This window comes from Pseudomonas sp. 01L34 (genome assembly GCF_056400265.1).
The window spans coordinates 925,425-952,331 of the sequence record NZ_JBFTSX010000001.1 but is presented as its reverse complement, the minus strand read 5'-3'; the positions used below and the strand labels follow the sequence as shown (position 1 = coordinate 952,331).

Annotated in this window: 22 protein-coding genes; 8 read left to right on the top strand and 14 right to left on the bottom strand. The window is 59.8% G+C overall.

The window, feature by feature from the left end; all coding sequences use genetic code 11:
• Positions 1 to 162: 162 nt before the first annotated feature.
• Positions 163 to 1,623 (top strand): GntP family transporter, encoded by a 1,461-nt coding sequence (locus AC1DQM_RS04210; protein WP_018928934.1) that lies wholly within the window; start codon positions 163 to 165, stop codon positions 1,621 to 1,623.
• A 21-nt stretch (positions 1,624 to 1,644) separates the two neighbouring features.
• Positions 1,645 to 2,427 carry a 2-oxo-tetronate isomerase gene (gene otnI, locus AC1DQM_RS04205; protein ID WP_230139073.1) on the top strand — a complete coding sequence of 261 codons (783 nt, stop codon included), beginning with the start codon at positions 1,645 to 1,647 and terminating at the stop codon, positions 2,425 to 2,427.
• Between the two features lie 4 nt (positions 2,428 to 2,431).
• Here otnI and AC1DQM_RS04200 read toward each other — a convergent pair whose 3' ends face one another.
• The 3 genes from AC1DQM_RS04200 to AC1DQM_RS04190 form a co-directional block, all read right to left on the bottom strand.
• Positions 2,432 to 3,250: a DeoR/GlpR family DNA-binding transcription regulator gene (locus AC1DQM_RS04200; protein ID WP_018928936.1), complete on the bottom strand. Its 819-nt coding sequence runs from the start codon at positions 3,248 to 3,250 to the stop codon at positions 2,432 to 2,434.
• Between the two features lie 111 nt (positions 3,251 to 3,361).
• Positions 3,362 to 3,919 carry a hypothetical protein gene (locus AC1DQM_RS04195; RefSeq protein ID WP_363319476.1) on the bottom strand — a complete coding sequence of 186 codons (558 nt, stop codon included), beginning with the start codon at positions 3,917 to 3,919 and terminating at the stop codon, positions 3,362 to 3,364.
• 86 nt (positions 3,920 to 4,005) lie between these two features.
• Positions 4,006 to 4,572: a methyl-accepting chemotaxis protein gene (locus tag AC1DQM_RS04190; protein ID WP_477745884.1), complete on the bottom strand. Its 567-nt coding sequence runs from the start codon at positions 4,570 to 4,572 to the stop codon at positions 4,006 to 4,008.
• A 1,272-nt stretch (positions 4,573 to 5,844) separates the two neighbouring features.
• Here AC1DQM_RS04190 and AC1DQM_RS04185 point away from each other — a divergent pair.
• Genes AC1DQM_RS04185 through AC1DQM_RS04170 form a run of 4 tightly spaced genes read left to right on the top strand, consistent with a single transcriptional unit; the run spans position 5,845 to position 10,153 of the window.
• Positions 5,845 to 6,702 carry a sugar phosphate isomerase/epimerase family protein gene (locus AC1DQM_RS04185; protein WP_230139083.1) on the top strand — a complete coding sequence of 286 codons (858 nt, stop codon included), beginning with the start codon at positions 5,845 to 5,847 and terminating at the stop codon, positions 6,700 to 6,702.
• Positions 6,695 to 7,744 (top strand): isopenicillin N synthase family dioxygenase, encoded by a 1,050-nt coding sequence (locus tag AC1DQM_RS04180; protein ID WP_230139085.1) that lies wholly within the window; start codon positions 6,695 to 6,697, stop codon positions 7,742 to 7,744. The genes AC1DQM_RS04185 and AC1DQM_RS04180 overlap by 8 nt, the downstream gene beginning before the upstream one ends.
• 26 nt (positions 7,745 to 7,770) lie before the next feature.
• The gene (locus tag AC1DQM_RS04175) at positions 7,771 to 8,568 is read left to right on the top strand and encodes a transporter substrate-binding domain-containing protein (protein ID WP_230139086.1); all 798 of its coding nucleotides are present in this window, start codon (positions 7,771 to 7,773) and stop codon (positions 8,566 to 8,568) included.
• 49 nt (positions 8,569 to 8,617) lie between these two features.
• The gene (locus AC1DQM_RS04170) at positions 8,618 to 10,153 is read left to right on the top strand and encodes an amino acid ABC transporter permease/ATP-binding protein (protein WP_230139091.1); all 1,536 of its coding nucleotides are present in this window, start codon (positions 8,618 to 8,620) and stop codon (positions 10,151 to 10,153) included.
• A gap of 29 nt (positions 10,154 to 10,182) precedes the next feature.
• On the opposite strand, the gene AC1DQM_RS04165 is transcribed toward AC1DQM_RS04170, so the two are convergent.
• From AC1DQM_RS04165 to bamA, 11 genes are all read right to left on the bottom strand, one after another.
• On the bottom strand, positions 10,183 to 10,947 hold the full coding sequence (locus AC1DQM_RS04165; RefSeq protein WP_230139092.1) for a substrate-binding periplasmic protein: 765 nt from the start codon (positions 10,945 to 10,947) through the stop codon (positions 10,183 to 10,185).
• Positions 10,948 to 11,163: 216 nt separating this feature from the next.
• Positions 11,164 to 12,141 (bottom strand): helix-turn-helix domain-containing protein, encoded by a 978-nt coding sequence (locus tag AC1DQM_RS04160; protein ID WP_018928944.1) that lies wholly within the window; start codon positions 12,139 to 12,141, stop codon positions 11,164 to 11,166.
• 88 nt (positions 12,142 to 12,229) lie between these two features.
• The gene (locus AC1DQM_RS04155; protein ID WP_430953972.1) at positions 12,230 to 13,708 is read right to left on the bottom strand and encodes an aldehyde dehydrogenase family protein; all 1,479 of its coding nucleotides are present in this window, start codon (positions 13,706 to 13,708) and stop codon (positions 12,230 to 12,232) included.
• A 76-nt stretch (positions 13,709 to 13,784) separates the two neighbouring features.
• The gene (locus tag AC1DQM_RS04150) at positions 13,785 to 14,633 is read right to left on the bottom strand and encodes a VOC family protein (RefSeq protein WP_230139097.1); all 849 of its coding nucleotides are present in this window, start codon (positions 14,631 to 14,633) and stop codon (positions 13,785 to 13,787) included.
• 24 nt (positions 14,634 to 14,657) lie between these two features.
• A complete protein-coding gene (locus AC1DQM_RS04145; RefSeq protein WP_230139099.1) occupies positions 14,658 to 16,304 on the bottom strand; it encodes a bifunctional 3-(3-hydroxy-phenyl)propionate/3-hydroxycinnamic acid hydroxylase in 1,647 nt (548 codons plus the stop codon).
• A 30-nt stretch (positions 16,305 to 16,334) separates the two neighbouring features.
• Entirely contained in the window at positions 16,335 to 17,156 is an 822-nt protein-coding gene (locus AC1DQM_RS04140) for an IclR family transcriptional regulator (RefSeq protein WP_028940728.1), read from the bottom strand.
• A gap of 3 nt (positions 17,157 to 17,159) precedes the next feature.
• Positions 17,160 to 18,011, bottom strand: coding sequence for a fumarylacetoacetate hydrolase family protein (locus AC1DQM_RS04135; RefSeq protein ID WP_028940727.1), 852 nt, complete (start codon positions 18,009 to 18,011; stop codon positions 17,160 to 17,162).
• A 316-nt stretch (positions 18,012 to 18,327) separates the two neighbouring features.
• Positions 18,328 to 19,779, bottom strand: coding sequence for a carotenoid oxygenase family protein (locus AC1DQM_RS04130; RefSeq protein WP_230139159.1), 1,452 nt, complete (start codon positions 19,777 to 19,779; stop codon positions 18,328 to 18,330).
• 62 nt (positions 19,780 to 19,841) lie between these two features.
• On the bottom strand, positions 19,842 to 21,023 hold the full coding sequence (locus tag AC1DQM_RS04125) for an MFS transporter (protein WP_230139104.1): 1,182 nt from the start codon (positions 21,021 to 21,023) through the stop codon (positions 19,842 to 19,844).
• Between the two features lie 54 nt (positions 21,024 to 21,077).
• Entirely contained in the window at positions 21,078 to 22,070 is a 993-nt protein-coding gene (locus AC1DQM_RS04120) for a SphA family protein (protein WP_064617557.1), read from the bottom strand.
• Positions 22,071 to 22,290: 220 nt separating this feature from the next.
• A complete protein-coding gene (gene bamA / locus AC1DQM_RS04115; RefSeq protein ID WP_230139109.1) occupies positions 22,291 to 24,657 on the bottom strand; it encodes an outer membrane protein assembly factor BamA in 2,367 nt (788 codons plus the stop codon).
• A gap of 223 nt (positions 24,658 to 24,880) precedes the next feature.
• Here bamA and AC1DQM_RS04110 point away from each other — a divergent pair, with 223 nt between their 5' ends.
• Together AC1DQM_RS04110 and AC1DQM_RS04105 are read left to right on the top strand one after the other, a co-directional pair.
• Positions 24,881 to 25,564: a response regulator transcription factor gene (locus AC1DQM_RS04110; RefSeq protein WP_230139111.1), complete on the top strand. Its 684-nt coding sequence runs from the start codon at positions 24,881 to 24,883 to the stop codon at positions 25,562 to 25,564.
• A complete protein-coding gene (locus AC1DQM_RS04105; protein WP_230139112.1) occupies positions 25,561 to 26,823 on the top strand; it encodes a HAMP domain-containing sensor histidine kinase in 1,263 nt (420 codons plus the stop codon). The genes AC1DQM_RS04110 and AC1DQM_RS04105 overlap by 4 nt, the downstream gene beginning before the upstream one ends.
• The last annotated feature ends 84 nt before the right edge of the window (positions 26,824 to 26,907 follow it).

Below are 26,907 nucleotides of genomic sequence, written 5' to 3'. Positions count from 1 at the left end.
AAAGCAGGCCCCGTTCGGGAGACGTGCAGCGACTCCCACGACCCCGGCTTGCCTGAAAAATACAATAACAAGAGGATATCCAGGCATGACTCACCTTCACTGCGGCATTTTCAGACCCGGTTGCAGCACCCTTGTGTTCACCCGGCGCGGAGGGCTTGTGGAATGAGCCCGTTAATCCTGATGGTTACCGCGGGGCTAGGGATCGCTCTGTTGTTGTTTCTGGTGCTCAAATACAAGTTCCAGCCGTTCGTGGCGTTGATGCTGGTGAGCATTCTGGTGGCGCTGGTGGCCGGGGTAAAACCGGCCGACCTGGTCGCCACCATCGAAGGCGGCATGGGCAAGACGTTGGGCCACATCGCGATCATCATTGCCCTGGGCGCGATGATCGGGCGGATCATCGAACTCTCCGGCGGTGCCGAGGCGCTGGCCAAGACGCTGATCAGCCGTTTCGGCAATCGACGCACGCCGCTGGCGTTGACGATTGCCGGGTTCATGGTCGGGGTGCCGGTGTTCTTCGAGGTCGGTGTGATCATCCTGATGCCGCTGGCCTATGGCGTCGCTCGCAGTGCGCGCAAGCCACTGTTGGTGTTTGCGTTGCCGATGTGTGCTGCGTTGCTGACCGTACACGCCTTCCTGCCGCCACACCCCGGCGCGGTGGCCGCTGCCAGTCAGTTGGGTGCCGACCTCGGTCGCGTGTTGATGTTCGGTCTGCCGATCACCGCGTTCCTCTGCTATGTCGGTTACCGCGTGGCCGGGCGCATGACCCGTCGGGTGTACCCGATGACCGACGATATCCGCGCCGAAGTCTATGGCCCGCATGTCACCAACGAAGACCTGGTCGCCTGGGCCAATGGCAACGGCAAGAGCGCTGAACGAGCTGCCGTGGCCGCGTCGCACATGGGCCTGGAAGAGTCCACCAGCGCTATCGTTTCCAAGTTGCCGCCAGCACCCGCGCCGGGTTTTGGCATGATCGTCAGCCTGATCGCGCTACCGATCATTCTGATTCTGCTGGGAACACTGTCCAACTCGTTGCTGCCTGCCGACTCGGTCCTGCGCGGCATCATGACCGTGCTCGGTGCGCCATTGGTGGCGCTGCTGATCGACACCTTGCTGTGTGCCTGGTTGCTGGGTTCGCGTCGGGGCTGGAGTCGTACTCAGGTGTCTGACGTGATCGGTTCGGCCTTGCCAGGTGTGGCCATGGTGATTCTGATTGCCGGTGCCGGCGGTGTGTTCGGCAAGGTGCTGGTGGACACCGGCATCGGTGCGGTGGTCTCCGATTTGTTGCGCACCACCGGTCTGCCGGTCCTCGCGCTGGGCTTTCTGCTGACCATGCTGTTGCGTGCGGTCCAGGGCTCGACCACGGTGGCGCTGGTGACCACCGCCGGCATCATCAGCCCGCTGATCGCGACCCTCAACCTCACGGCGAATCACATGGCGCTGCTGTGCCTGGCCATGGGCGGTGGCGGGTTGGCCATGTCCCATATCAACGACGCCGGTTACTGGATCTTCACCAAGCTGTCCGGGTTGAACGTGGCCGACGGCCTGCGTACCTGGACCGTGCTGACCACCTTGCTCGGCACGCTGGGTTTCGGTATTACCTTGCTGATCTGGCCGTTTGTCTAACCTTCTGTCCAAGGAGCTACCATGCCTCGTTTTGCTGCCAACCTCAGCATGCTCTACCCGGAACATGAGTTTCTGGATCGCTTTGCCGCCGCGGCCGCCGATGGTTTTGACGCGGTGGAGTACCTGTTCCCCTACGACTACAGCGCCCAGGAACTCAAACAACGCCTGAGCGACAACGGCCTGGTACAGGCGCTGTTCAACGCACCGCCCGGCGATTGGGCGGCGGGTGAGCGGGGCACGGTGTCGTTGCCGGGTCGGGAAAGTGAATTTCGCAGCGGTTTCGATCGCGCGCTGGAATACGCCGCCGTCCTGGGCAACTCACGCATCCATGTGATGGCCGGGCTGCTGCCGTCGGAAAACGATCGACCACGGCATCACGGCGCGTACCTGGAGAACCTGGCCTACGCCACCGCGCAGGCCGCCAAGGTCGGTGTCACCGTGCTGCTGGAACCGATCAACACGCGCGACATGCCGGGCTTTTTCCTCAACCGCCAGGATCAGGCCCAGGCCATCTGCAAGGAAGTGGGCGCCGGTAACCTGAAGGTTCAGTTCGATTGCTACCACTGCCAGATCGTCGAAGGTGACCTGGCGACTAAACTGCGTCGGGACTTCGCCGGCATCGGTCATATCCAGATCGCCGGCGTACCGGATCGACATGAGCCGGACCTGGGCGAAGTCAACTATCCCTATCTGTTCGAGTTGATCGACCAGTTGGGTTATGACGGCTGGGTAGGGTGCGAATACCGGCCCCGTGGCAACACGTCGGCCGGCTTGCAGTGGCTGCGGGACTGGAAGGCGCGCTAACGCCTTACAGGTTGTTATCGGAAGGCAACAGCAGTTCGACACCCTGCTTGCGGATGCTATCGGCCGCGGCAGGGGTCAGTGCGTCGTCGCTGAGGATGATGTCGAACTGCTCGAGCCCGGCGATCCGGTACATGCTGAACGTGCCGTACTTCGAACTGCTGGCCACCAGCACCACTTGCGAGGCCGATTGCATCGCGACTTGCTTGACCTCCACCTTCAGCGCCGACGGCGTGGTGAGGCCGCGACGCAAATCCCAGGAGCTGGTGGAAATGAAAGCGATATCGGTGACGATCTGACGCAAGGTGGCCACCGCCAGACCGCCCACGCACGATTGATTCGAATGATCCAGTTGCCCGCCGGTGTGAATCACCGTGACATGGGGCGCATCGATCAGCGCTTGGACAATCCCGAAGTCGTTGGTCACCACGGTCATTCCCGACAGCGCCTTGATGTACGGGACGATTTCCAGTGTGCTGGTCCCCGCATCCAGATAAACCGTCATATCGGCATGCAGTAGCCGCGCGGCCAGCTTGGCCATCGCCTGCTTCTGCGGCAACTCGACCACCGCCTTGAACTGATGACTGGGCTCGCTGTGGAGCTGGCTGGCGATTCGCACGCCGCCAGTGACCGAATAAGCACGGCCTTCCTGTTCAAGCAGCGCGATATCGCGGCGAATGGTCATGTGCGAGCAGTCGAACATTTCCATCAACTGATGAACGCTCAGCACCTGATGCTTGCGCAGCTGACGCAGCATCAATTCGCGGCGCTGTTCAGGAATCATCGGTGCGCCGCTTTCGGCGGCGATGTCCTTTTGACTAGGCATTCGGGCTCCAGAGTGAAGAAATCCGCCGACAAGGAAAGCGGTGCAAACATAGTAGCGAATCTACGGTAAAGGAACGAGCTGTTGCGGATCTCTGTTCTGGTGACGGCAGCCTCAATCCAGATCCCGGCGGATAGTGTCCAGGCGTTCGTCGAGCAATGGGGTGAGGAGGGCGTAGCACTGCGCCGGGGTGATGGACACGGTGGTTGTCCCGATCAGGCAGCGTTGCAGTTGTTCGAGCGCAGTGTGCAGCGAATGGGGAGCGTGCTTGAGCAAGCGTTCGTGCAGGTACTGCAATTGAATCAGCATTTCCAATGGGCAACTTCGATGGGCGGCGGCGCGTACCGACAGCCCGCGCAGTCGTCCCAGCTCTTCAAGTTCCCAGCAGCGCGCGGCGATGCTCGGGCGCGCCAGGCTGAGCGCACAGCGTTGCAGCTCGAGGTGCTGGATGGCGCCGAGCAGGTCCTGCAGCAATCGGCAATGGCCATCGAAATCCGCCGGGTCGCGGCGTAACGCGCTCCAAGCCTGGCACTGTGCGGAATACGGCCACTCCCTCCAGCGTTGGTCGAGCGCATGCCCCAATGCCTGGCAACGTTGTTGCGCCTCGCGGGTGACTTGTCCGCCGAGACCGCGATGCTGCTGTAGTCCTTGCAGCAGGTCGAGACCGAGCAACAGCGCCTGCCTTAGTCCCGTATCACCCTGTGGCAGACGGACTTGGCGGGATGGCCCATCGTCGAATGCTGTGGCGAGTGCTGGATTCATGGGCGGCTTCCGACGGTGAGCTGGTTGAGATAACGGGTCAGGTCGTGCAGCGCATTGGTTTGCGTGCTCTGTTCCTGCACCGCGCCATTGACCTGTTGCAACTGTTCGCTGAGGGCATGATTGGCTAGCTGATGCTCGCTGAGCGCCTGTTGCATGGCGCCGAGGTGTTGCAGATTGCTCTGGCTATGTTGCGCCAGGTCGTCGAGGTTGGCGGCGAGCTGCTCGCTCTGTTCACTCCCGGCGGCCAGCAGATCGCGGTGTTCCTTGACCTCGCCATCCACCTGGCGCACGGCCATGGCGATCGCCGTCGCGGCGCTGGTGATTTCGTGGGTCGCCCTGTCGGTGGCCTGGGCCAGGCTGCGGACCTCATCGGCGACCACGGCGAAACCGCGCCCGTGCTCGCCGGCACGGGCCGCCTCGATGGAGGCATTGAGCGCCAGCAACTGGGTCTGTTTGGCCAATGCCTGAATGCTGTTGACCGTGCTTTCCACGGCGGTCGTGCGCTGCAGCAACGCGTCCACGGTATGCGCGGTATTGCCCAGGCGGTGCTGAATGGCGCGCATGCTGTCGCCCACTGAGCGCGCCTCCAGGCAACCGGTTTCGCTCTGAGTGTGAGCGTTGGCGAAGGCTGCCAGCGCGCCCTTGGCCAAGGCATCGATGCTGTGCAGGGTCTGATCGATCTGTTCGCTGGCGGCGGCGATCATCGCGATACGTTGGCTCTGTTCCGCTCCTTGGTCGCGGGCCTGTTGGGCCATCTGCTCCAGGGCACGGCTGGCGAACTGTACTTCGCTGCGCAAGCGTTCGTTGTTGCGCAGTTGCAGGCTGGCGGCCACCAGCAGTGTCGCAGGGTCGGTATCCCGGGAGCTGCGCAGCAGTTGTGCCAGTTCCGTATCCCAGAATGTCTGCAGCTGGCGTTGATGACGCTCGCGAAGCTGCCAGGCGCATCCCAGGTACAGCACGCCAGGTATCAGGGCCAATGCGCTTGCGGGCTGTTCGGCCAGCGCGAGACCACAGGCGCCGAGGGCTAAACCGAGCGGTAGCCAGAAGCCGATCCTGCTGCGTTCGAGCAGGGCTCTGCCAGGTTCGAACAAGGCTTTGGCGAATGATGTGCCGGCCGGGTGCGATGTGCCGCCATCGCTGCGCAGATGAACGATGGCGTGACCCGGTGGGTGCATTCCTTGAGCGGACATGAGGATTTCCTTCTGATGCCGGGATGAAAGCAAAAACGGCGCACGCTCTCCTGCCGCAATGGGCAGGGGAGCGGACGCCGTTGTCCGAGATGTTTGCCAAACCATCGGTGTTGATGGCTCAAGCTTGAACAGAGCCCAAGCAAGTTGTTTGCCAGCCTTTGTGCTCGACAACGGATCAGCCTGTCACCCCTGCGATGGAAGGGAGGTGCATCCGATGGCTACAGGGCTGCGAAGGCAGAACAGGCGAGCAACGCACCAGTCGCGGGAATGGCAGAGCCGCCGTGCTCTGTTCTGGTTCGTGCCCATCCGCACCGGGCGCACACTTGGTAGCAGCTGCCGAGCCTGCGAGGCTGCGTTCGGCTGCGAAGCAGTCGTAAAACCAGAGCTCGCGATGCAGCCTCGCAAGCTCGACAGCTGCTACGGATCGCATTGCGGCTTACACAACGCGAGAAAATCCGGCATCGTTAGTTCATGAATTTCTGAACTAACTATTTGCTGCAGCCTATTCAATCGCTTGTCGCCCTAGCCTTAGGATTCGTCACACGGGACCGCAGCCATCAGAGCAGCGGCCCGCTGCAACTTCTTTCGACTGCCCAGTAACGCCAGCCCAGACAGCGGGTGGCCTGACGCAGCCGAGAGGAATGCATGAAGCTAGAAATTTTCCGCACGTTATGGGGCTATACCGCCAGCAAGGCTCAGGCCCTGGATGAACTGCTCGCCGCCGGCTTCGATGGCCTCGAAGCGCGCCTGCCACTGCAGGCCGATGAGCGTGGCGAGTTCGGCGCTTTCCTGCGCAGTAATCAAGTTCCCTACATCTGCACACTGTTCAGTGCCTACGATGTATTGCCCGACCAGAACGCCACGCCCACCCAACACTTGGCCGACATTGATCGCAAACTGGGCTGGGCCTCGGAGCTGACCCCACGTTTCGTCAATCTGCTGGCAGGCAACGACCGCTGGCCGCAGGCATTGCAGGTCGAATTTTTCGGCCAGGCCATGGAACTGGCCGCCAGGCATGGCGTGTTCTGCAGTTTCGAGACGCATCGCGCCCGTTCCCTTTACAGCCCTTGGGTGACCCTGGAGCTGATCCGCCAACTGCCGGGCCTGCGTTTCACCAGTGACGTCAGCCACTGGGTGGTGTGCTGTGAGCGACTGCTGGACGATCCGGCCGACGATCTTTCGGCTTTCGTCGAACGCGTGCATCACATCCAGGCGCGGGTCGGCTACGACCAAGGCCCGCAAGTCCCCCATCCCGCCGCACCGGAATATGCCCGTGAACTGGCGTTCCATCAGCGCCACTGGGAGGCCGTCTGGACCGCTCAGCGCGAACGTGGCTACCCGGTCAGCACCTTGACCCCGGAGTTCGGTGCCGACGGTTATCTGCACCACTTGCCCTTCACCAACATGCCGGTGGCCGACCTCTGGACCTTGAACCAGTGGATGGCTAGGACCGAGCGCGAACACTTCGACCGTTTCACCCGTGAAGGAGCCCGCCATGCGTAACACCTCGCCAACCCAAGCCAACTTCAACAGCATTCCGGTGGTGAACATCGCCGGGCTCTTCAGTATCGAACTGGAGCACCGCCTGGCCGTGGCCGAGCAACTGGGCCGCGCCGCCAGCGATGTGGGCTTTCTGTACATCACCGGGCACGGCATCGATCCGGCGCTGATCGAGGGCCTGCGCCAGGCGGCCAGGGATTATTTTGCGCAACCGCTGGACGCCAAGATGCGCCACTACATCGGCGCCTCGGAAAGCCACAAGGGCTTCGTGCCCGAAGGCGAGGAGGTGTATTCCAAGGGCAAGCCGGATCACAAAGAAGCGTTCGATATCGGCTTCGAAGTGCCAGCGGATGACCCGCTGTTCCTCAACCGTACACCGCTGCTGGGGCCGAACCACTGGCCCGACGTGCCGGGTTTCCAGAGCGCGGTACAGAACTACTATCAGGCGGTGTTCGCGCTAGGCCGCCGGCTGTTCGATGGCTTCGCCCTGGCCCTGGGGCTGGAGGAGGGGTACTTCGACGCGCTGGTGACTCGCCCACCCTCCAAGTTGCGGCTGATCCATTACCCCTTCGACGCCGATGTCGTCGACGCTCCGGGCATCGGCGCGCATACCGACTACGAGTGCTTCACCATCCTGCACGCCGATCAACCGGGGCTGGAGGTGCTCAATGATCAGGGGCAGTGGATTGACGCGCCGCCACTACCCGACGCGTTCGTGGTGAACATCGGCGACATGCTGGAAGTCATGACCGCGGGTGCCTTTGTGGCCACTGCCCACCGGGTGCGCAAGGTCGCGCAGGAGCGCTACAGCTTCCCGCTGTTCTACGCCTGCGACTATCACACGCTGATCAAGCCGCTGCCGGCCTTCGCCAGCGATACCCGGGAATACGAGGCGCTTGCGATTGGCGAGCACATGTGGAGCCAGGCCTTGCAGACCTACCAGTACCTGCGCAAACGCGTGGAGAACGGCGAGCTTGAGTTGCCGTCCCGGGCCCGAAAGCCATCGAGTTTCGGCCATCTGAAGAACACCACCTCTCATTCCTAAAAAAACAACCCACGGAGCTTCCCACCATGAAAAGCCACAACGCCCTGACCAAACTGAGCCTGCTCGCCGCCAGCCTGTTCTGCGCCAGCACCGCCTTCGCCAGCACCGCGACCCCCGGTGTATTGAAAGTCGGTATGGAAATCACTTACCCGCCATTCGAGTCCTACGACGCTGACAAGAATGTGGTCGGTTCCGATCCTGAGTTGGCCCACTCCCTGGCCAAGGCGATGAGCGTCAAGGCCAATTTCGTCGACACCAAGTTCCCCAATCTGATCAACGGCCTCAACGCCGGGCATTACGACGCGATCATTTCCGGCATGTACATCACCCCCGAGCGCCAGCTCCAGGCCCGCACTATCGCCTACGCCAATACCGGCGCGGCGATCATGGTGCCCAAGGGCAGTGAGTTGAGCCCGCAGGTTCCCGAGGACTTGTGCGGCCTGAAGATCGGCCTGGAGCAGGGCACCACCTGGGTCGCCAAGTTCAACCAGTTGTCCAGCGACTACTGCGTTCCGAACAACAAAGGCGCGATCACCGTCAACGAATACCCCTCGGCTCCCGAGGTGACGCAGGCGCTGCTGTCGAAGAACATCCAGGCCCAGGTGGAAATCGCCGGTGCCGCGCACATGATCGCCCAGCGCACCAACGGGCGGGTCGTGGTCAGCTCGCAGAAACTGGTTTACCCGCAGACCTTGGGCATCTACGTGAAGAAAGACGCCGAGGCAACCTATCAGGCGCTGGTCAAGGCCCTGGCTGACAGCAAAGCCAACGGCGAGTACGCCGCCATTCTCAAAAAATACGATCTGGAACCGGTCTCCGAGTAATGGCTGAAGCCGCGCCCTCGGTCGAGGGCGCGGCGAGCACGAGGTGTCTATGCAATTCGACTGGTCTTACTTTATTTCGCTGTTCTCCAAGACTGACTTCTGGGCGGCGAGTCTGACCGTCATCGAACTGAGCGCCCTGGCCTGGTTCCTGGGGATGTTGCTGGGCTTCGTCCTGGCGTCAGCCAAGCTGTCCGGCTCGCCCTGGCTGCGCCTGCCGGCGTCACTCTACGTCTGGTTCTTTCGCAGCATTCCGCTGCTGGTGCTGGTGGTCTTCATCTACAACCTGCCGCAGTTGCTGCCCGGTGCCGGGCCGGTGCTGTCGGTACCGTTCTATTCCGGCCTGTTGGCGCTGGTGGTCACTGAGGCCGCCTACATGGCCGAAATTCATCGTGGCGGGCTGATCTCGGTCGCCAAGGGCCAGAAGGAAGCCGGCCGCGCCCTGGGTATCGGCCTGCTCGGCCTGCAACGGCTGATTGTGATTCCCCAGGCCTTTCGTATCTCACTGCCGACCTTGATCAACGAATACATCACGGTGGTCAAACTGACCTCGTTGATCTCGGTGATTTCATTGACCGAACTGTTGACCGTCGGCCAGCGCCTGTATGCGCAGAACTTCCTGGTAATGGAAACCCTGGCGGCGGTGGGTGTGTACTACGTGCTGATCGTCACGCTGTTCGGCTTTGCCCTGCAGCGTCTGGAACGCTACCTGGACCTCAACCTGCGGACACCGCAAACCCTCGACAGCGCCTCGACACAAGCGCTGCGTGACAGCCTGGCGCCTGTGCTATCGAGCAAGCTCAAGCCGCCATCCAAAGGCGCCGCCCCGGCCCTGCAACTGCAGGGCGTGCACAAACGCTACGGCGATCATCATGTGCTCAAGGGCATCGACCTGAAGGTACAAAGTGGCCAGGTGATTTCGATCATCGGCCCGTCCGGCTCCGGCAAGACATCGCTGATTCGTACGGTCAATGGCCTGGAGCGCATCGATCAGGGCGAAATCCTGTTGTTCGGCGAGGGCTTCATCAATGCCTGGGACAAACCGGATAGCCGTCGGATTCGTCAGGGCGTACGGCGCATCGGCATGGTGTTCCAGAGCTTCAACCTGTTCCCGCACCGCACACTGCTGGACAACATCAGCCTCGCTCCCCGTTATCACGGTGTCGGTCGTGTGTTGAGCGAGCAACGCGCCTGCCAGTTACTCGACAAGGTCGGCCTGTTGGCACACGTCCACAAATATCCGCATCAACTGTCCGGCGGCCAGCAACAACGCGTGGCGATTGCCCGGGCCATGGCCATGGACCCGGATATCCTGCTGTTCGACGAACCGACCTCGGCGCTGGATCCGGAGCTGGTCGGCGAAGTACTCGCGGTCATCAGCCACCTGGCCCGCGAAGGCATGACCCTGCTGATTGTCACCCACGAGATGGATTTTGCCCTGTCGATTTCCGACCGGGTGATCTTCATGGAAAACGGCCACATTCAGCTGGATGCCTCGCCACAGGCGATCCGCGAGCAGCCCGAGGCTCATAGAGTGCGGCGGTTCATGGGATTGCAGGTGCCAGAGGAGGAGGGATGCCTGCCTTGAATGGGTTTAGCCGTGTGCCCTCAGAATTCCTATGGCGACAAATAGCGCTTTTGTATGCGCGCCAGGGTGCCGTCATCGCGAAGCGTTTCAACCGCCGCGCGCAAGTCTTGCACCAGTTGGGCGGAGCACTGCTTCGAGCAAGCCAGGTAGAGGTCCACACTGCTCATGACGGGGCTCATGTGCAGTGTATGTTCAGACACTTTCGGCCAGATGTATCGACTCTCCGGGACACCGTTGAACCAGGCATCGATGCGACCTTTCAAGAGCATCTGCGCGGGGTTGTCGCCAATGGTCAGGGGGTGGATCTGCTCGTCGCTGAAGCCTTGTTCGCGGAGGATTTCCTCCTGCGCACTGCCCAGGCCGACGCCGATCCCCCGGTAGGTTTGTTTCGCTTGCTCGAAGCTGCTCACCGGCCGGTCAAGGCTGAAAAAAGCACGCTCCATGGGCATGATCGGCGCGATCCAGGTGAAGCGATCCTCACGTTCTGGTGTGCGTGACAAAGGGGCGATCAGGATGTCCTGAGTCTCGCTGACATGTTTCTGCGATCTGGCCCAGGGAAGCACATGGACATGCGCGATATAGCCGGCGTTGGCAATGGCGGTCATCACGGCCTCGCCGACCATGCCGTGGCCTTTGGAGCCATCGACGAACGTCAGGGGTGGAGCGTCCGGGATATACAGTTCGAGCGGCAAGGGTGCGCCACTCGCGTGACTGGCAATCAGCAGCGAGATCGACAGGCACAACCTGCAAAGCGTCTTTGTACGGGCAGTTGAGATCCGTGAACTCCCGCTCATGGTTGATCATTCAGGCATTGAAAGTAGGGGGGAGCCACAATTCACCGGTGGTATTGATCACAGGGATGATGAGTCTGTTTTTGTATTGGATTCGGCATCGACGCCGTATTTTACGCAGACTTTGTGGCGGGACACATCTACCTCCCAAGTGAATGTGTTTTGCGGGGCCAGTACCTGTTGTGCACCCGCATCACAATGGGCGAGCAGCAGGTGGCGTCAGGATCGGGCCTGGGTATCGCGGAACAGCTTGGGCGATATGCCGAATGCCGATTTGAACTGTCTGCTGAAATGAGCACTGCTGCCATAGCCCCAGGCAAAGGCGATGTCGGTGAGTGAGCGATGGGCATGTTCCCGGCTGCGCAGATCTTCGGCGCAGCGCGACAGGCGCCTTTGCCAGATGTATTCGCTGATACTGCAGCCGAGCTCCTCCTGAAAGGCGCGGTGCAAACTGCGCACCGAGCATTGCTCGACGCTGGCGATGCGCTCGATGGTCAGGTCGCGGTCGGCCAGGTGGCGCTCGATATACGCCTTGAGGCGGTTTTGCTTGAAGAAGCGGAAATCGTGTTCGAGTTGTTTTTCTTCCTGTTTGTTCTTCAGGGCGTTATCCAGAAGCCCCACGATGCTGTTGCCGATCAGTTCGGCCGAATGATTGTTGAGCAGTGGGTACTGGCTGTACGCATCACTGATCAGATGCATCAACATGCGGCCCAATCCATTGCGCCCGTTCAGGTGAACATCGCCCGCTTGCGGTGGCTGTCGGGCCGGCCCCTTGAAGAGCAGGATAAAATGTTCGCAACCTTGAGTGCTGGTGACGCTGAAGGGCTGGCCGCTGTCGACCAACAGCATCTCGTCAGGCGCTAATGCGCTGCAGTGCCGACCTTGTTCGAAATGACTGACGCCGGCGATCTGCAGAATCAGCATGCGCGGCGTATCGGGTGAGTCGACCGCTTTGCTCAGATGGCGTGAGTAGCGATGGGCACTGGCGGTCATGCGGCAGAAGCCGAGCTGACCCAGATCACCATATTCCAGCCGGCCTTGAAAGTTGCTGTTATGCAACGGGTCGATGAATGTCGATTCCAGACGCTTGATGTAGTCCGGCGTGCGCCCCAAGTGATCGCTCATGAACTCTTTCCACTTCATCAGCCGGTCGGAGCGAACAACCTGATCGGTGGACACACAGGCTAAATGACTCATTTTTTCGCCTCTTTTCTTATTGTTTTTGTAGATTGGGCAAATGGGTCAACACTTGCCCGATTTTAGTCCGGTCAGTATCGATCAAGAATCAGAAAGGGTAGTGGTGGCTCCCCGGTTGCCAGGTGACCCAATGGGCGCGGGTGAATTCATCCAGGGCGTAGTGACCATTGAAACGCCCGAGGCCGGAGTTCTTTTCGCCGCCGAAGGGCGCATTGGGCTGGTCGTCGACGGTGATGTCGTTGATATGGGTCATCCCGGCCACGATGCCACGGGCGAAGTTCAAGCCTCGGGCCATGTCCCGGGTGAATACCGCGCTGGACAGGCCATATTCGCTGGCGTTGGCCAACTCCAACGCATGCGCTTCGTTTTCTGCGATCAGCAGCGGCAGCAACGGCCCGAAGGTTTCATCACGTGCCAGTTCCTGATCGATCCCGACTTCACCGAAGACATGCGCAGGCAACACCAACCCGGACGCTGGGCCGCCACACAACCGCTTGAGGCCCGCATTCTCGGCGGCATCGATTTTACGCAACAGGCCATCGAGCTGGTTCTGATTGACCACCGGCCCGATCACGGTGTCTGCGTGGGCCGGGTCGCCGGTCTTGAGCTTGCGCACTCGCTCCACCACCAGCGCGGTGAAGTCCGCATACAGCGAGCGGTCGACGATCACCCGGTTGACGCTCATGCAGATCTGGCCCTGATGCAGGAAACGCCCGACCACTGCTGCGTGCGCGGCTATATCAATATCCGCATCATCCAGGACCACCAGTGGAGCATTGCCGCCCAACTCCAGCGCAACGCGCTTGATGTGTTTGCCGCCAGTCGCAATCCGGCCGACATTGCGACCGACATCGGTTGAGCCGGTGAAGGAAATCAGGCTTGGCACCGGGTGTTCGACGAAGGCATCGCCGATCTCCGAACCTGCACCGACCACGACATTGAGCGAACCCTCCGGGAAGCCTGCGTCTTCGAACAAATGAGCAATCAGCAGGCCGCCTGTTACTGCCGTGTCGCTGGCGGGTTTAAGCACCACTGTGTTGCCAAGCGCGAGTGCCGGGACCACCGAACGCATGCTCAGGTACAACGGAAAATTCCATGGGCTGATCACCCCGACAACACCCAGCGGTTCACGGAAGACAAAGCTCTGTTCACCGGGCTTGTAGCTTGTCAGGATTCGTCCTTCAACCTGCATCGGCAACGTTGCGCACTCACGCACCAGGTTCAGGGTGAACTGCCATTCCATGCTCGCCTTGATGCGCGTGCTGCCGGACTCACGAATCAGCCAGTCGATGATTTCATCGCGGCGGTTCAGGATGACATGAGCGAGTTTCTCCAGTTGCGCGCTGCGCTGCGTCGGATGCAGCTGTGCCCACGCTGTTTGCGCACGATGTGCAGCCTGATAGGCATCGTCGAGATCGGCAATCGAGGCCAGTGGCATTTCCAGCAGTTGCTCGCCATTGAAGGGGTTACGGTCATCCAGGCGCCGCGAGGAACGACCTGTACGCCAGGTGCCATTGATGTATTGGTCGCCGTTGATGGCGTAGAGGGGCAAATGTTGAGTCGTCATAGTCTTACCTTTGGAGGCAGGTGGCCGCGTCGATTAAGGACATGGATGATGCAAAACCTTGTCTGAAGAAATGTGCTCAGCTTCTGATCCAGGCGCGTCCCCAGGAATTGAGCGTGTATTCCTCTTGAGGCCAGACACCGGGTTGGCGGGCGGCATCGGTTATTTCGAGTTCGGCGGAAAACTCCAGACGGTTGCGATCGGCATCGACCACCATGAAGAACAAATTGTTGCCAGGGCCATGTCGGCCGGGGCCGAAAAAGAGGGTTATACGTTCCTTGGCGAAGCGATCACCCCAGTCACGGATGTCGTTCCATTCATTGGTTTCGTAACAGTGGTGATCCCATTCGTTTTTTGAACCGCGGAAAAACGCCAGCGAATGATGCTCATCGTCGGAGCGCAGAAAACACGTCATGAGCTGGCCGGTCTGCTCGTCGACGACATTGTCCGATACCGTAAACCCGACCTTATTGACGTAGAAATCGATCATGGCTTCCAGTTCAGTGGTCTGGAATACCACGTGCTGCAAGCGGCCCGGCATGCCTTGACGGTCGACACCGGGATCAATGCGGGACACGCCAAATATCGTTTGTCGGCCTTGAGGGTCACGAAGCACAAAGGCATCCGGTTCGAGCAACGGCGAGTCGATGTCTTCGACAGCACAGCCGTTCTCGTTCAGGCGAGCGCGCAGTTCTCCCAGCCGAGCCTGATCGCCCAGGTCATAGGCCGCCGCGAGCAGGCCGCTGTGATCGGCGGGCGACACGAGCATGGCGCGTTGCGGGCCACTGAGTATCCAGCTGCCATCGGGCTGTACCAGACCTTCCATGTCCAGCATGCGCCGGTAGAAATCGATTTGTCGTTGCGGCTCTTTGCTCGCCAGATGCAGGTAGCACAGGCGTGCAGGGGTGCAGGTCTGTAGGGTTTGCATAAACACCTCCGTGGCTTTAAGAATTCAGGGAAAGACTGGCGCGATGCTTGATTCGGCTTTTTGGTTTCGCGCCTGTGCGATGCCGAACAGCAACTGCAAAGATTCGGCAGCCTTTGTTTCGCCGGCCTTATCGAAAATGGCGGCGATATAGCGATCCGGGCGCAGCAGCAAGAACGTGTTTGAATCGCCCAGTATTTCTTTGAGCAAACCCTGGCGGTCATGAAGCACCGTGCAGCCAGGCATCGAAGGGATGTTTTTGACAGGCTCGGGAAGGATCAGAATGCGCTTGGCTTCGAGGTGGAACCACAAGCCATGCTGGAGTTCGTCGATGCGTTGGCGGCTGTAATCGCCGTACTGAATCAAGGCGAAGCCGGCACCGATCGAGTCATCGAGCAGAATTTCCTGGCCTTGAGCATCGGTGAGCATCGGTTGAGGGAACATGTGTCCGCAGGACAGTTTCCCGGCTTTGCCTTCGGTCAGTACCAGCCCTTTGGTGAATCGGGGTTTAGGCTTGAAGCGCATTTGCAGGAAATAGTCCCGCAACGGCGGCAGCAGGCCGATCAAAGCAAATGCACCGCTGATCAAATGAGCGCGCAAGACAGTTGCCGGCGCCATGACCACGCCGAGGTTCAAGGCCAGTCTGATCAATGCCCAGGCGTGATCGCGACGCTCGCTTTCGTAAGACAGTAGAGCCGTTTCAGCCATTTTGCCCTTCAGCACGCCGATCAGTTTCCAGGCCAGGTTATGGGCATCGCGAACACCGCTGTTCATGCCCTGTCCGGCATAAGGCGGAGTCAGATGCGCGGCATCGCCGGCGAGAAACACGCGGTTCACTTGCCACCGTTCGGCAACCCGGGCGTGGAAGGTATAAACGGTCTTGCGCACGATGGACGCCGGGGTGTTGCCCTTGAAGGGATAAAGTAACGCTTGCAGGCGAGCATCGCCGAGTACCTGCTCATCGGTTTCGTCCGGCTTGAGCAGAAACTCGAAGCGGCGTGTGCGGTGGGGGCCGGGTACTTCAACGACGGGACGGCGTGCATCGCAGTACACACGCGTTTGCCAGAACGGATCGTCATCCTGATCAGTGTCGACCACCAGCCAGCGCGAGGAGAAGCTCGAGCCAACCATCTCGATTCCGAGTTGCTTGCGCACCGGGCTACGACCACCGTCGCAGGCGACCAGATAGGCCGCATGGAGTTCGACAGTTTCGCCGTCTGCGTCACGGATCAGTGCGCGCACGCCATGCTTATCCTGACTGAATTCCAGCAGCTCATGGCTGAACCGGGCCTTCAGGTTGGCAAAGCGCTCGAGGCCCATTTTCAGGGTGTGTTCAAACAGTGGCTGGCGAAATGCATTGCGCTTGGGGAACCCGTACAACTTGCCGGTGGGCTCGACTTTGCCGAAGCAGCGGCCACCGGGCCGAGTGAAGTAGTGCACGCCATAGCCCGGCACTACATCTCGCAACACGGCTTCATCCAGTCCGACGGCCTGCATGGTGCGCAAGGATTCGTCATCGATCGAAACGGCCCGCGGCTCGGTCACGGTGTCCGGCTTGCGATCAATGATCAAGGTGTCCACATCGGCTTGGCCAAGCAAGTTGGCCAGGGTCAGCCCGGTGGGCCCGGCGCCGACGATCAAGACGTGTGTACTGATTTTTTTGAGGGGTGTCATTGTTGTTGTTGTTGTTCCCTTCCGGATGGCTCAGTCCAATGGCTTGGGGCGGTTGGCGAGTGCAGCCATGAGTTGCGACAGGTTTTGCGCCAGGGCGAGGACCTGCTGTCCTTGCTGTTCTTCCTGAGTGCTGTCACGTTCCTGAATCGGGCGCACGCAGCTGATGCTGCCGACGACTTTGCCATCGCCATCGAAGATCGGAGCGGCGAGGCCATAGACGCCAGCGTCGACTTCGCCGGCGCTGGCCACATAGCCCTGATGACGAAGACGCTGCAGCGAGCGGCGGAACTGTTCCCAGGTCTGACCAAGGTTGCTGGCGCGCACCTCATCGGGGTTTTCCAGGAAGAGTTGGCTGTGTTGACGCGAGGTCATGTTGGCGAGGATGGCCTTGGAGGTCGCGCCCAGGAACAACGGCCTCGGTGAGCCGCGTGAGTAGCTGACCTCGCTGAACAAATCGCCGTATTGATGAATGCAGACCACCTGGTCCTTGAACAGGCGGCAGATCAGCCAGATCTGTTGCTCGCTCCAGCGTGGGAGGCTTGGTTCCAATGATTGTGCGGCGCGCACCAAAGGGTCGCTCAGTCGCAACTGACGGTCCCAGGTAATGATTCTCGCGCCCAGGGCGTAACGTCCGGCCCCGACCTGGAACAACAAGTTGGCCTCGGCCAGTTCGCGCACATAGCGGTAGATGGTTGAACGGGTAAACCCCAATGCACCGCCCATATCATCGACAGCCCAGATCGGACTCTCTTCGGTAAACAGATCGAGTACCCGCAGCATGCGCTCCAGGCTAGAACCTTTACTGTCGATATCCTGCACCGGCAATTGTTCCGATTCGCGTAGTGTGGCCATGGCTTACTGCTCGTCGACGATGCTGTTGCGCAGGATGCCGATTCGCGAAATTTCGATCTCGACTTCATCGCCCGGTTTCATCCATACCGGCGGTTCACGGAACGCGCCGACGCCGCCGGTGGTGCCGCTGACAATCACATCGCCGGGGGCCAGTTCGGTGAAGGTGGAGCAATATTCGATCAGCGCGCGGACATCGAAAATCATGTCGCTGGTGCTGGTGTGCTGCATGACTTCGCCATTGAGGCGGGTAGTCAGTTCCAGGTCCTGCGGATCGCCGATCTCGTCGCGGGTGACCAGCCAAGGTCCAAAGCCGCCGGTGTTCGGGAAGTTCTTGCCCGGCACGAATTGAATGGTGTGTTTCTGCCAGTCGCGGACACTGCCGTCGTTGTAGCAGGCGTAACCGGCGACATAGTCCAGCGCGTCGGCTTGCTTGACGTGACGCGCCGGTTTGCCGATCACCACCGCCAGCTCGCCTTCAAAATCAAGCTTGTGCGAGGCCTTCGGGCGAACGATGGGTTGCAGGTGGGCAGTCTGGCTGTCAGCGAAACGAGTGAAAATCATCGGGTAGGTCGGCATCTCACGACCGGTTTCACGTACGTGTGTGGCGTAGTTGATGCCAATGCACAGCACTTTGCCCGGGTTCGGGATGACGGGTAGAAAAGTTACTTCAGCCAATGGGATACGAGGCTGGCTCGCGAGGACCTCGTGGCTCAGTTCGGCCAGGCGATTGTTGGCGATAGCCTGCTTGAGATCGGTGCCGAAGGTTTGCTTGACCGACTCCAGATCGATGACATGCTCGCCATCGACGACGCCGTAGGTGCTACGGCCTTGAACAATAAAGCTCGCGAGTTTCATTGAGTGCTCCTTGATAGAGGATCAGCGCATGCGCAGGGAGCAAAGAAGCTCGGCACTGCTCATGCAGCTATGGCGGCAGGTAAACCGCGGCGGTTGAGGTTCAATCTAGTTGTGGAGATTAATCCTGTAAAGCGGGATTTATTAAAAATCCCAAAATGCAGGAATTATGCTTTTTTATGTATTTTTGGCAGCATTTTGCCGACCCTCCGGAACAGGCAATACGAGACAGTGACGTGTTTGGAAGGTCAGGGCAGGGGCCGTATCCCGGCCTGGTGAATCACAGGCTTCCTGTCATTTCAGTGGGCCGCCCATGGTTTCATTGTTTGCTCGGCACCCAGCAACCATGTAGCGACATGCGCATCCGGAACGGCACTTTGATTCGTGCAATGGGGCCATTCTCCATGTCACGAGAATCCAGAACTACAAGCTCGCTGCGACCGTCGGCGATGTGATTGAGAACGGAAACGACGTAGCCATCCGCCTCCTGCGCATCAGGGGAGCGCGGAATGAAAATGGGCTCCTGGAAGCATCCGCTGTCACCGGGAAACCAGGTATCGGTGGTGCCTGTTTTCAGGTTCACATGGGCCAGCAGATTGAAGAATTGAAACGGAATCGGCCCATTCGCCGGGTTGTACGGGCGCTCAGGATCGAGCGCGAGCACAAAGCCGTGCTCATATTTTCGACCGATGTAGCGGTCATCGCACCTTGGGAATTCGCAGGGGTAATCCGTCAATGGCTGCGGTTGCATGTCCTTCTGCGTGCTGGTCAGGTCGAAGGTCCAGCGCATCAGGCTGGCAGCCAGTGTTTCGGGTGGCGGGACATGACCGTCGGCCTGGGGAAAGAAGTAAAAGATATTCCCGCCGGTGACCGGCATGTCTACGTAAACCTTGTCGCCCTCATCGAACGCGTTGAGCGTATGGCCCTGGAAACCGTCCTTGGGGCCCTTGAACCATCGAACGTCCTCCGCGCGCCCATTGCGTGGTACGACGGCGAAGAGCTGAGGCAGATCGGGTTGCCATTGGAAATGCTGGCCACCTTTCTTCATACGCTCGAGGTCGGTCGTCAACGGAATCAGCGGGAACACCACGTAGTGTTCAGTCACCGCGAAATCATGAACCATGGCCGCGTACGGCGCCTGGAACCAGATTTGGTGCAACAGCTTTCCGTCGGGCGACAGTTCGAAATAGGCCAGGTCAGGTGTGCCGTCACCTTTGGCTTCGTAGCTGAAGGCCAAGAGGTTTCCTGTTACCGGGTCGAGCTTGGGGTGGGCGGTGAACGTCGCTGATTCGATCTGCCCGTCAAAATGCCACTCGCCGAGGGTTTCCAGTGTTTCAAGATCCATTGCCCAGGGCATGGCATCTTCTTTGAGTGCAAGCAGCACACCGTTATGAGCGACAACGCTGGTATTGGCGGTGGTGTTGTTCTTCGCCGCCAGTGGATCATTGGTGTAGACGTTGCGATAGATTCCATTGAGCGAGCGACCTTCGCGGCGCTGAGCCATCAACCGGTCGGTTTTTACGTAGCGACGTCGCATCGACACCTTGCCATCGGCAAAGTAGAACGCGCTGACCATTCCGTCGCCATTGAAGAAAATATCCGAGCCCAGCATCGGCGGGTATTGCGGGTCTGGCGCAACCTGATAAAAAGCGCCACGGATCGAAGCGGGAAGGGTGCCTTCAATCTCCAGGTCGAACACCTCGGCTTCTATCCGACTGGGTGCATAGAGCGCGCCGGAAAATTCAGGGGTTTGGGGAAACGGGGTGGTCATCGGCATAACCTCTGAAGATGGGTATCGATTGTTCATTGACGGGGTTCCTGTTTGATATCAGGTCAGGTCGACTGAGGCGACAGTGCTGTTGCGCAAGGCTTCGCGTCACGACGAAAACGTGCAACGAGCAGACACGAGATAACCAGGGCTGTCAGGTAGGCCGAGGCCGCCAGCCATCCGACGGCGCGGAATTGTCCTTCGCCTACCACGAGTGCCGCGCCAAACGGGCCGAGCCCCTGACCAACGAAAATCGCGGCGTTACCCAGCCCGGCCAGTCGGCCGGAAGGGTCCAGCTCGGCCGCCATGGACAGTAAGTAAGGCAGACTGAAAAACCATACTGCATGGATCAGGCAGGCAGTGACCGCAAATGCGACAGGGGTATTGCCATAGACCATGACCAGAGTCGCAATCAGCGCCGTGCCGAAGCTCAGTAGCTGCGGAAACAGCAATCCAAGGCGTCTGCCGATAAGTCCGGCCAGTGCCGCTCCAAGGGCACCGGCAAGGATGCTGCCCCCCAGTATTGCACCGATCTGTTGCGGCTCCAGGCCGATGCCTTTACCAATGCGCTCTTGATAAACCCACAGTGCGGAATGGCCAAAAAACAGCAGCGTAAAAAGCATCAGCAGTAAGACTGATGTGAGCCCGAAAGGCGGGATCGAGCCGCTCGCTGCCCGATGTGCCTCGGGATAGCTCCTCGGCACTCTCCAGCTACCAACCATCGCCAGGGCACTGGCGATGGCCAAGAGATAAAACGCCCCGGCCACGCCGAATGATTTCAGAATCACCGGCATGGAACTCACAAGCAGCATCCCCCAGAGCAGGTTGCCGATGTTTATTACCGCGAACGTCGAATCCTTGGATGTGCGCAGGGCTGCGGTGGCGTAGACAACGGCCATGACCGCGCCACCGCTTGCGCCGCATATCATTCGGCAGATCAGTAGCAACCCCTGGTTATGCAGTTGAGCACTGGCCAGATTGCCGAGTACCAGCATCAGCAAGGCAATCAGGGCAAAGCGGCGCCGGTCGACGCTGGCCATCAACATGGCGCAAACGCCGCAGGCGACGGCCATCGCAATCAGTTCTGCCGCAAAAATGGCGCCGATGGCATTCAGTGGCAAACCGAGTTGGTCGATAAAGGCTCCGCCCAGAATAGGCTGGATTTGCAACGTCCCTAAGGAAATGACCATCATCAGGCAGATAGCGGCCAATGATTTTTTACTGTCAATGGAGTCGAGCGCGTTCATGAAACATCACCTCGGGTAAAAGGGCCCGCTCATGCACGAGTGGGCGCACATCGGTCAGAATGTGTGGGCGTATCGGATCTGGACGGCGTAATCCGTTTGCGCGCGGTTCTCGACGCCGGTCTCTTTATAGGTGTTCAACCAGAAGCCCTGGCCATCGCTGATTTTCCAGAACAGGCCCGGGCCAATGCCCAACACCTTTTCCCGAGAGTTGCTCAGCCGACCTCCGTTAACCTCGTCATCTGATATTTGCCTGAAGTAGTACCCGTTGATCCCGACGGATACGTTGGGGACCACTTCATACGAGGCCGTGAAGTTGGCCCACGCCGATTGTCCTGCCCGGGTGTCGCGCACAGGCTGGCCCTCGAAAAGTTGCGTCGAACTGCTCGCCGGATCGTTGTTCTTGAAGTTGTACAGGTAGTGCAGCCTCCAGCTCACTTCCCAACGAGGCGCCGGCATCCAGGTCGCGGCCCAGTAAGGGTTCAGAGAGAAGTAGTTGGAGCCTGGGTTCAGATCTTTATGTTTATCGTATTTGCCGGTTGGAAGGATGGTGTCGAAAGCCAGACGCTGCACAAACACGGGCCTGCCGTGGGCGTCGACGATCGGGTCGAACTGGATCTGCGGCCCTACCGTGACATCACCAAGCCCTGTGCCGTTATCCTGGAGCTTGGCACCGTTGTCGCCAAAGTCACCGTCCAGGGAGATGATGGGCACCAATAAGCTCCAGCCCAGGTGTGCACCACCGCCGATGGTGTCGGGTGAGTAATAGCTCAGTTGGTTGATCAGCGAGATGACGTTGATCTTCGGATTGTCGAAGGCGCCATTATCCTTGCCTGCATTGTCCCTGATGCTGCGTGCGGTGCTGAATTTCAGATAGGTCAGGTGGGACAGACCGGGCGGCCCCGCGAAACCGTCGTAGAAACTGGTGCCGCCCAGATTGATGCCGCTGGGTTCACTCACCGACGGTGGTGGAGGGCCCTCTGCTGCTGGTACGGCAAGCGATGCGAAGCTGAGTGCCAGGCATACTGGCAGGGATTTTTTCAGGCTCATCGAAGTGGCTCTATTCTTGGAATTGTGAGCCGGGGTAGCTCCCCTGGCACTTCGACTTTAATTCCCGGACATTCGTGATGCTTGAGCACAGCGGCCAGAGTTGACTGAGAGCGCCATGATGCAAGGGGGGCAGCGCGAAACCTGTGGGGGCGGGCTTGTCCCACATTCTGCACATCGTGTCAGTGCACCAACGAAGTGGAATGCTTGCGGACTCACCGGTTCAAAAAGTCTGCCCCATGGAGAACTGGAACACTTGCGTATCAGCGTTCTCAGGCTTTTTGACCGGGAAGGCCAGGTTGAAACTCAACGGTCCCATCGGGCTGTACCACGTGACGCCGACCCCCACGGAACTGGCCAGTTGACCGAGGTCGACACCGTCGCAACCCTGGGTGGTGCTCAGGTAGCACTTGTTGGAGTAGACGCTGCCGACGTCCCAGAAAACCGAAGTGCGCAGGGACTTGTTGTCTTTGATGAAGGGCATCGGGAACAGGTATTCGACCCCGCCGGTAATGAGGATATTGCCGCCCAATGCGTCGGTGTCCCGATCCGAATAATACGCCTGGCCGGCACTGGCATAGGTGCCTGTGGCCGGGGTGTTGCGCGGGCCGAGGGTGCCGCTTTCAAAGCCGCGCACCGAACCTTCGCCACCGGCCGTGTAGTTTTCATAGAAGGGCAGGCCGTCGGTCGAGCCGTAGCTGTTGCCATAACCGAGCTTGGTGTGGAAACGCAGCGAAGTGGCGTTGCTCAGTGGCAGGAAGGTCTGCCCGGTGTAATCGATCTTGTAGAAACTCAGATCACTGCCGGGCACTGTCACCGTCAGGTTGAGGTTCTGCGAATGTCCACGGGTGGCCAGCACGCCCTTGTTCAGGGTCGATTCCGACCAACCGAGGTTGGCCTTGAAGTTGTTGAACTCCTTGCCCTCGCGTGCAATGAAATCGTAGATCTCATCAGCGCTGTAGGTGCCTGGCTCGATGTTGTCGTGTTGCACGGTCAGGCCGAAACTCAGCCGTGAGGTTTCATTGATCGGGTAGCCAAGTGAAGTGCCGGCGCCATAACTGTTGATGGAGTAGTACGAAACGCCGTCACTGTAATAATCGTTGTAGTCGGTGGCGTTGTAGAACAGGTTGTAGCCTAGGCTCACCCCGTCCGGCGTGAAGTAGGGGTTGGTAAAACCGAAGTTGTACTTGCTTTGGTAGTCCGAGCGGGTCAGGCCCAGGCTGGCGTAGTTGCCCGTGCCCAGGAAGTTGTTCTGAGTGATCGAACCTCCGAGGATCAGGCCGGAACTCTGAGAGAAACCGACGCTGGCGCTAATCGAACCGGAGGCCTGCTCTTCGACGCTGTAGTTCACGTCAACCTGGTCGTCGACGCCCGCTACAGCCGGCGTCTCGACGTTGACTTCCTTGAAGAAGCCCAGTCGTTCCAGACGGGTCTTGGATTGGTCGATCAGGTAGGTCGATGCCCAGCCACCTTCCATCTGACGCATTTCGCGGCGCAGCACTTTGTCGTCGGTCTTGGTGTTGCCACGGAAGTTGATGCGGTTGATGTAGGCCCGCTTGCCCGGGTCGACCACGAAGGTGATATCGACGGTATGGTCGTCATTATTCGGGTTGGGGACCGCGTTGACGTTGGTAAAGGTGTAACCCTCGTTGCCCAGGCGACGGGTGATCAAGTCCGAGCTGGTGGTCATCAGCTTGCGGGAAAACACCTGGCCTTGCTGAACCAGCAACAGGGAACGGATCTGGTCTTCAGGCACTTTCAGGTCACCGCTGAGCTTGACGTCACGAACGGTGTACTTCGCGCCTTCGTTGATGTTGACGGTGATATAGACGTGTTTCTTGTCCGGGGTGATCGACACCTGGGTCGAGGTGATGTCCATGTTGATATAGCCGCGATCCAGGTAATAGGAGCGCAGGCGCTCCAGGTCACCGGAGAGTTTTTCGCGGGCGTACTTGTCGTCGTTCTTGAAGAACGACAGCCAGTTACTGGTCTTGAGCTCGAACAGGTTGATCAGGTCTTCATCAGCAAAGACCGTGTTGCCCACCACGTTGATGTGTTGGATCGCCGCGACAGAGCCTTCGTCGATCTTGATTTTCAGGCCCACGCGGTTACGCGGTTGTGGGATCACTTCGGCATCGACCGACGCCGAGTAGCGGCCCTGAGCGACGTATTGGCGCTGCAGCTCGTTGCGCACGCCTTCGAGGGTGGCGCGCTGGAAGATCTCGCCTTCGGCCAGACCGGATTGCTTGAGGCCCTTCATCAGGTCTTCAGTGGAGATCGCCTTGTTGCCTTCGATCTCGATACTGGCGACCGAGGGGCGCTCGACCACCGTGATGATCAGCACGTCACCGTCGTGCCCCAGCTGGATATCCTGAAAGAAACCGGTCTTGAACAACGCACGGGTGGACTCCACCAAACGACGATCATCCGCTTCATCACCGACGTTCAACGGCAATGCACCGAACACGCTGCCGGCGGAAACCCGTTGCAGGCCATTAATGCGAATATCGGAAATTTTGAAGCCTTGGGCGTGCGCAAATGTGGCGTTGAGCAATAGTGCAGCCGAGCAGAGCAGGCGCGAAAAATTCATCAAGATCTTATCCAGAACACATCGACAAGCAGCGTAGGCGGGCGCGGATATCTCACAGCAAGACGAGTTACCGCGAAGCGAGCAGGCTGGTGGAGGTGAAGCATAAAAGCTCGGTGCGTTTGGTGCGGTTAACCAAGTGTCAAGTTAGGTAAAGGTTTGCCCGGGGCGATGACGCTGTGCAGCGCAAGGGCGATAATGCGCGGCCCCCACTCAAGAGCCCGCCATGATCTCTGTATTGCTAGTCGACGATGACCAGGAACTGACTGGAATGCTCAGCCAATACCTGGAGCGTGAAGGCTTCGAGGCGACCGCCGTGCACACGGGCGAGGAGGGCGAGATTCAAGCACTGTCCGGGCGCTACAGTATTGTGGTGCTGGACGTGATGCTGCCACGCCTGTCGGGTATCGAGGTGCTCAGGCGCATTCGCGCCGTGAGCCAGGTACCGGTGGTGTTGCTCACGGCCCGTGGCGATAACATCGACAAGATCACCGGCCTGGAACTGGGGGCCGATGACTATGTGCCTAAACCCAGTTCACCGGGGGAACTGGTGGCGCGTTTGCGGGCAATCATGCGTCGGGTGCAGCCGGCGGATCAGCCCACCACCGAAGTGATCAGGACCGGCCCGCTGGTCTTGTGGCCCGGCAAGCGCCAGGCCCAGTGGCAGGGGTGCGAGCTGGGGGTGACCAGTACCGAGTTCAGCCTGCTCGAAGAACTGGCCCGCTGTGCCGGGCAGGTGGTGAGCAAACAGGACCTGTCGCTCAATGCCTTGGGCTGTCCCTTGACCCGCTACGACCGGCGCATCGACGTGCATATCAGCAGCATTCGCCAGAAGCTCGGTCCGCGCCCTGACGCCAAGGCCTGGATTCAGAGCGTGCGTGGCCTCGGTTATCTGTTGATCGCCGAATGATGAAACCCAGTCGGCTGTTCTGGAAACTGTTCCTGGCGTTTTGGCTCGCCACGAGCCTGACGTTTCTGGTCGGGGTGGGCATTCTGGTACTGGGTAATCACGGGCCTGGCGATCCTCATTTGGAGGCCATCCTGGCCAGCGAGGAACAGCTGCTGCGACAATTCGGCGTCGAGTCGGGAAGACAATTGCTGACAGTGTGGCGGCACCCCGGTGACGAAACCATTGGTGTCTACGACAGTGCCGGTCAACTGCTGGCTGGGTCGCCGGTTCCGCGGCCAGCGTTTGAGCGAACGGTCATCAGCAAGGACGGTCTGGCCCTCTCGCTCAGATCCTCACAGCCCCTTGGTAAAGAAGGTGAGCAAGGGCCGGGGCGTTCGATCCCGTTGATCATCGGCACGGTGATGAGTGCGCTGTTCAGCGGGTATATGGCGTATTACCTGGCATGGCCGTTGGCCTATCTCAGGCGGGCGATGAGCGATGTGGCCAAGGGACGCTTCGAAACCCGGGTCAAACCGATGATGGGCGGGCGCTGCGATGAAATCGTCGATCTGGCCGGGGACTGTGACCGAATGGCCAATCAGTTGAAACTGCTGGTGGAGGCCCAGCAACACCTGTTGCATGACATCTCTCACGAACTTCGCTCACCGTTGACGCGCATGCAAGCTGCCATCGGGCTGTTGCAGCAAGAACCGGCCCGCCAGGAAATGGTGGAGCGCATCCAGCGCGAATCGGTGCGAATGGATACGTTGATCGAGGCGTTGTTGACCCTGGCGCGCATGCAGGGCCGGCCCGAGAGTATCGACCGCGAGCCACTCGACATCATCGAGTTGCTGGCGGTGATCGTCGAGGATGCTCAATTCGAGGCGGGAATGAAAGGTTGCCGGGTCAGCCTGCAGGCGTGCCCGGTCTTTGTCAGTCGGGTCAGCGGCGAGTTGCTGTATCGGTGTTTCGAGAACGTCATTCGCAATGCGGTGCGCCATACCAGACCGGTGACGGCGGTTGTTGTGTCGGCTGAGGTCAATCTCGAAGCAGACTGCCTGACGGTGCGGATTACCGATCAGGGGGCGGGTGTTGAAAACGAGCGGCTGCTGCGCATTTTCCACCCGTTCGAGCGTGGCTTGAGCGAGGCCAGTGCCGGTTTCGGCCTGGGCCTGGCGATCGCCTCAAGGGCCGTGGAAATGCATGGCGGCACGATTGTGGCGCGCAACGAGCCGTCCGCTGGGCTGACCGTGGAAATCAGCTTGCCCCGTCAGGCGTGATCTTTACACGATATTACATTGGCTTGACGGCTCTGTACGCCTCGCCTCAGTAGACTTCCCGCTCAAACTTACGCAGCGTTTGCT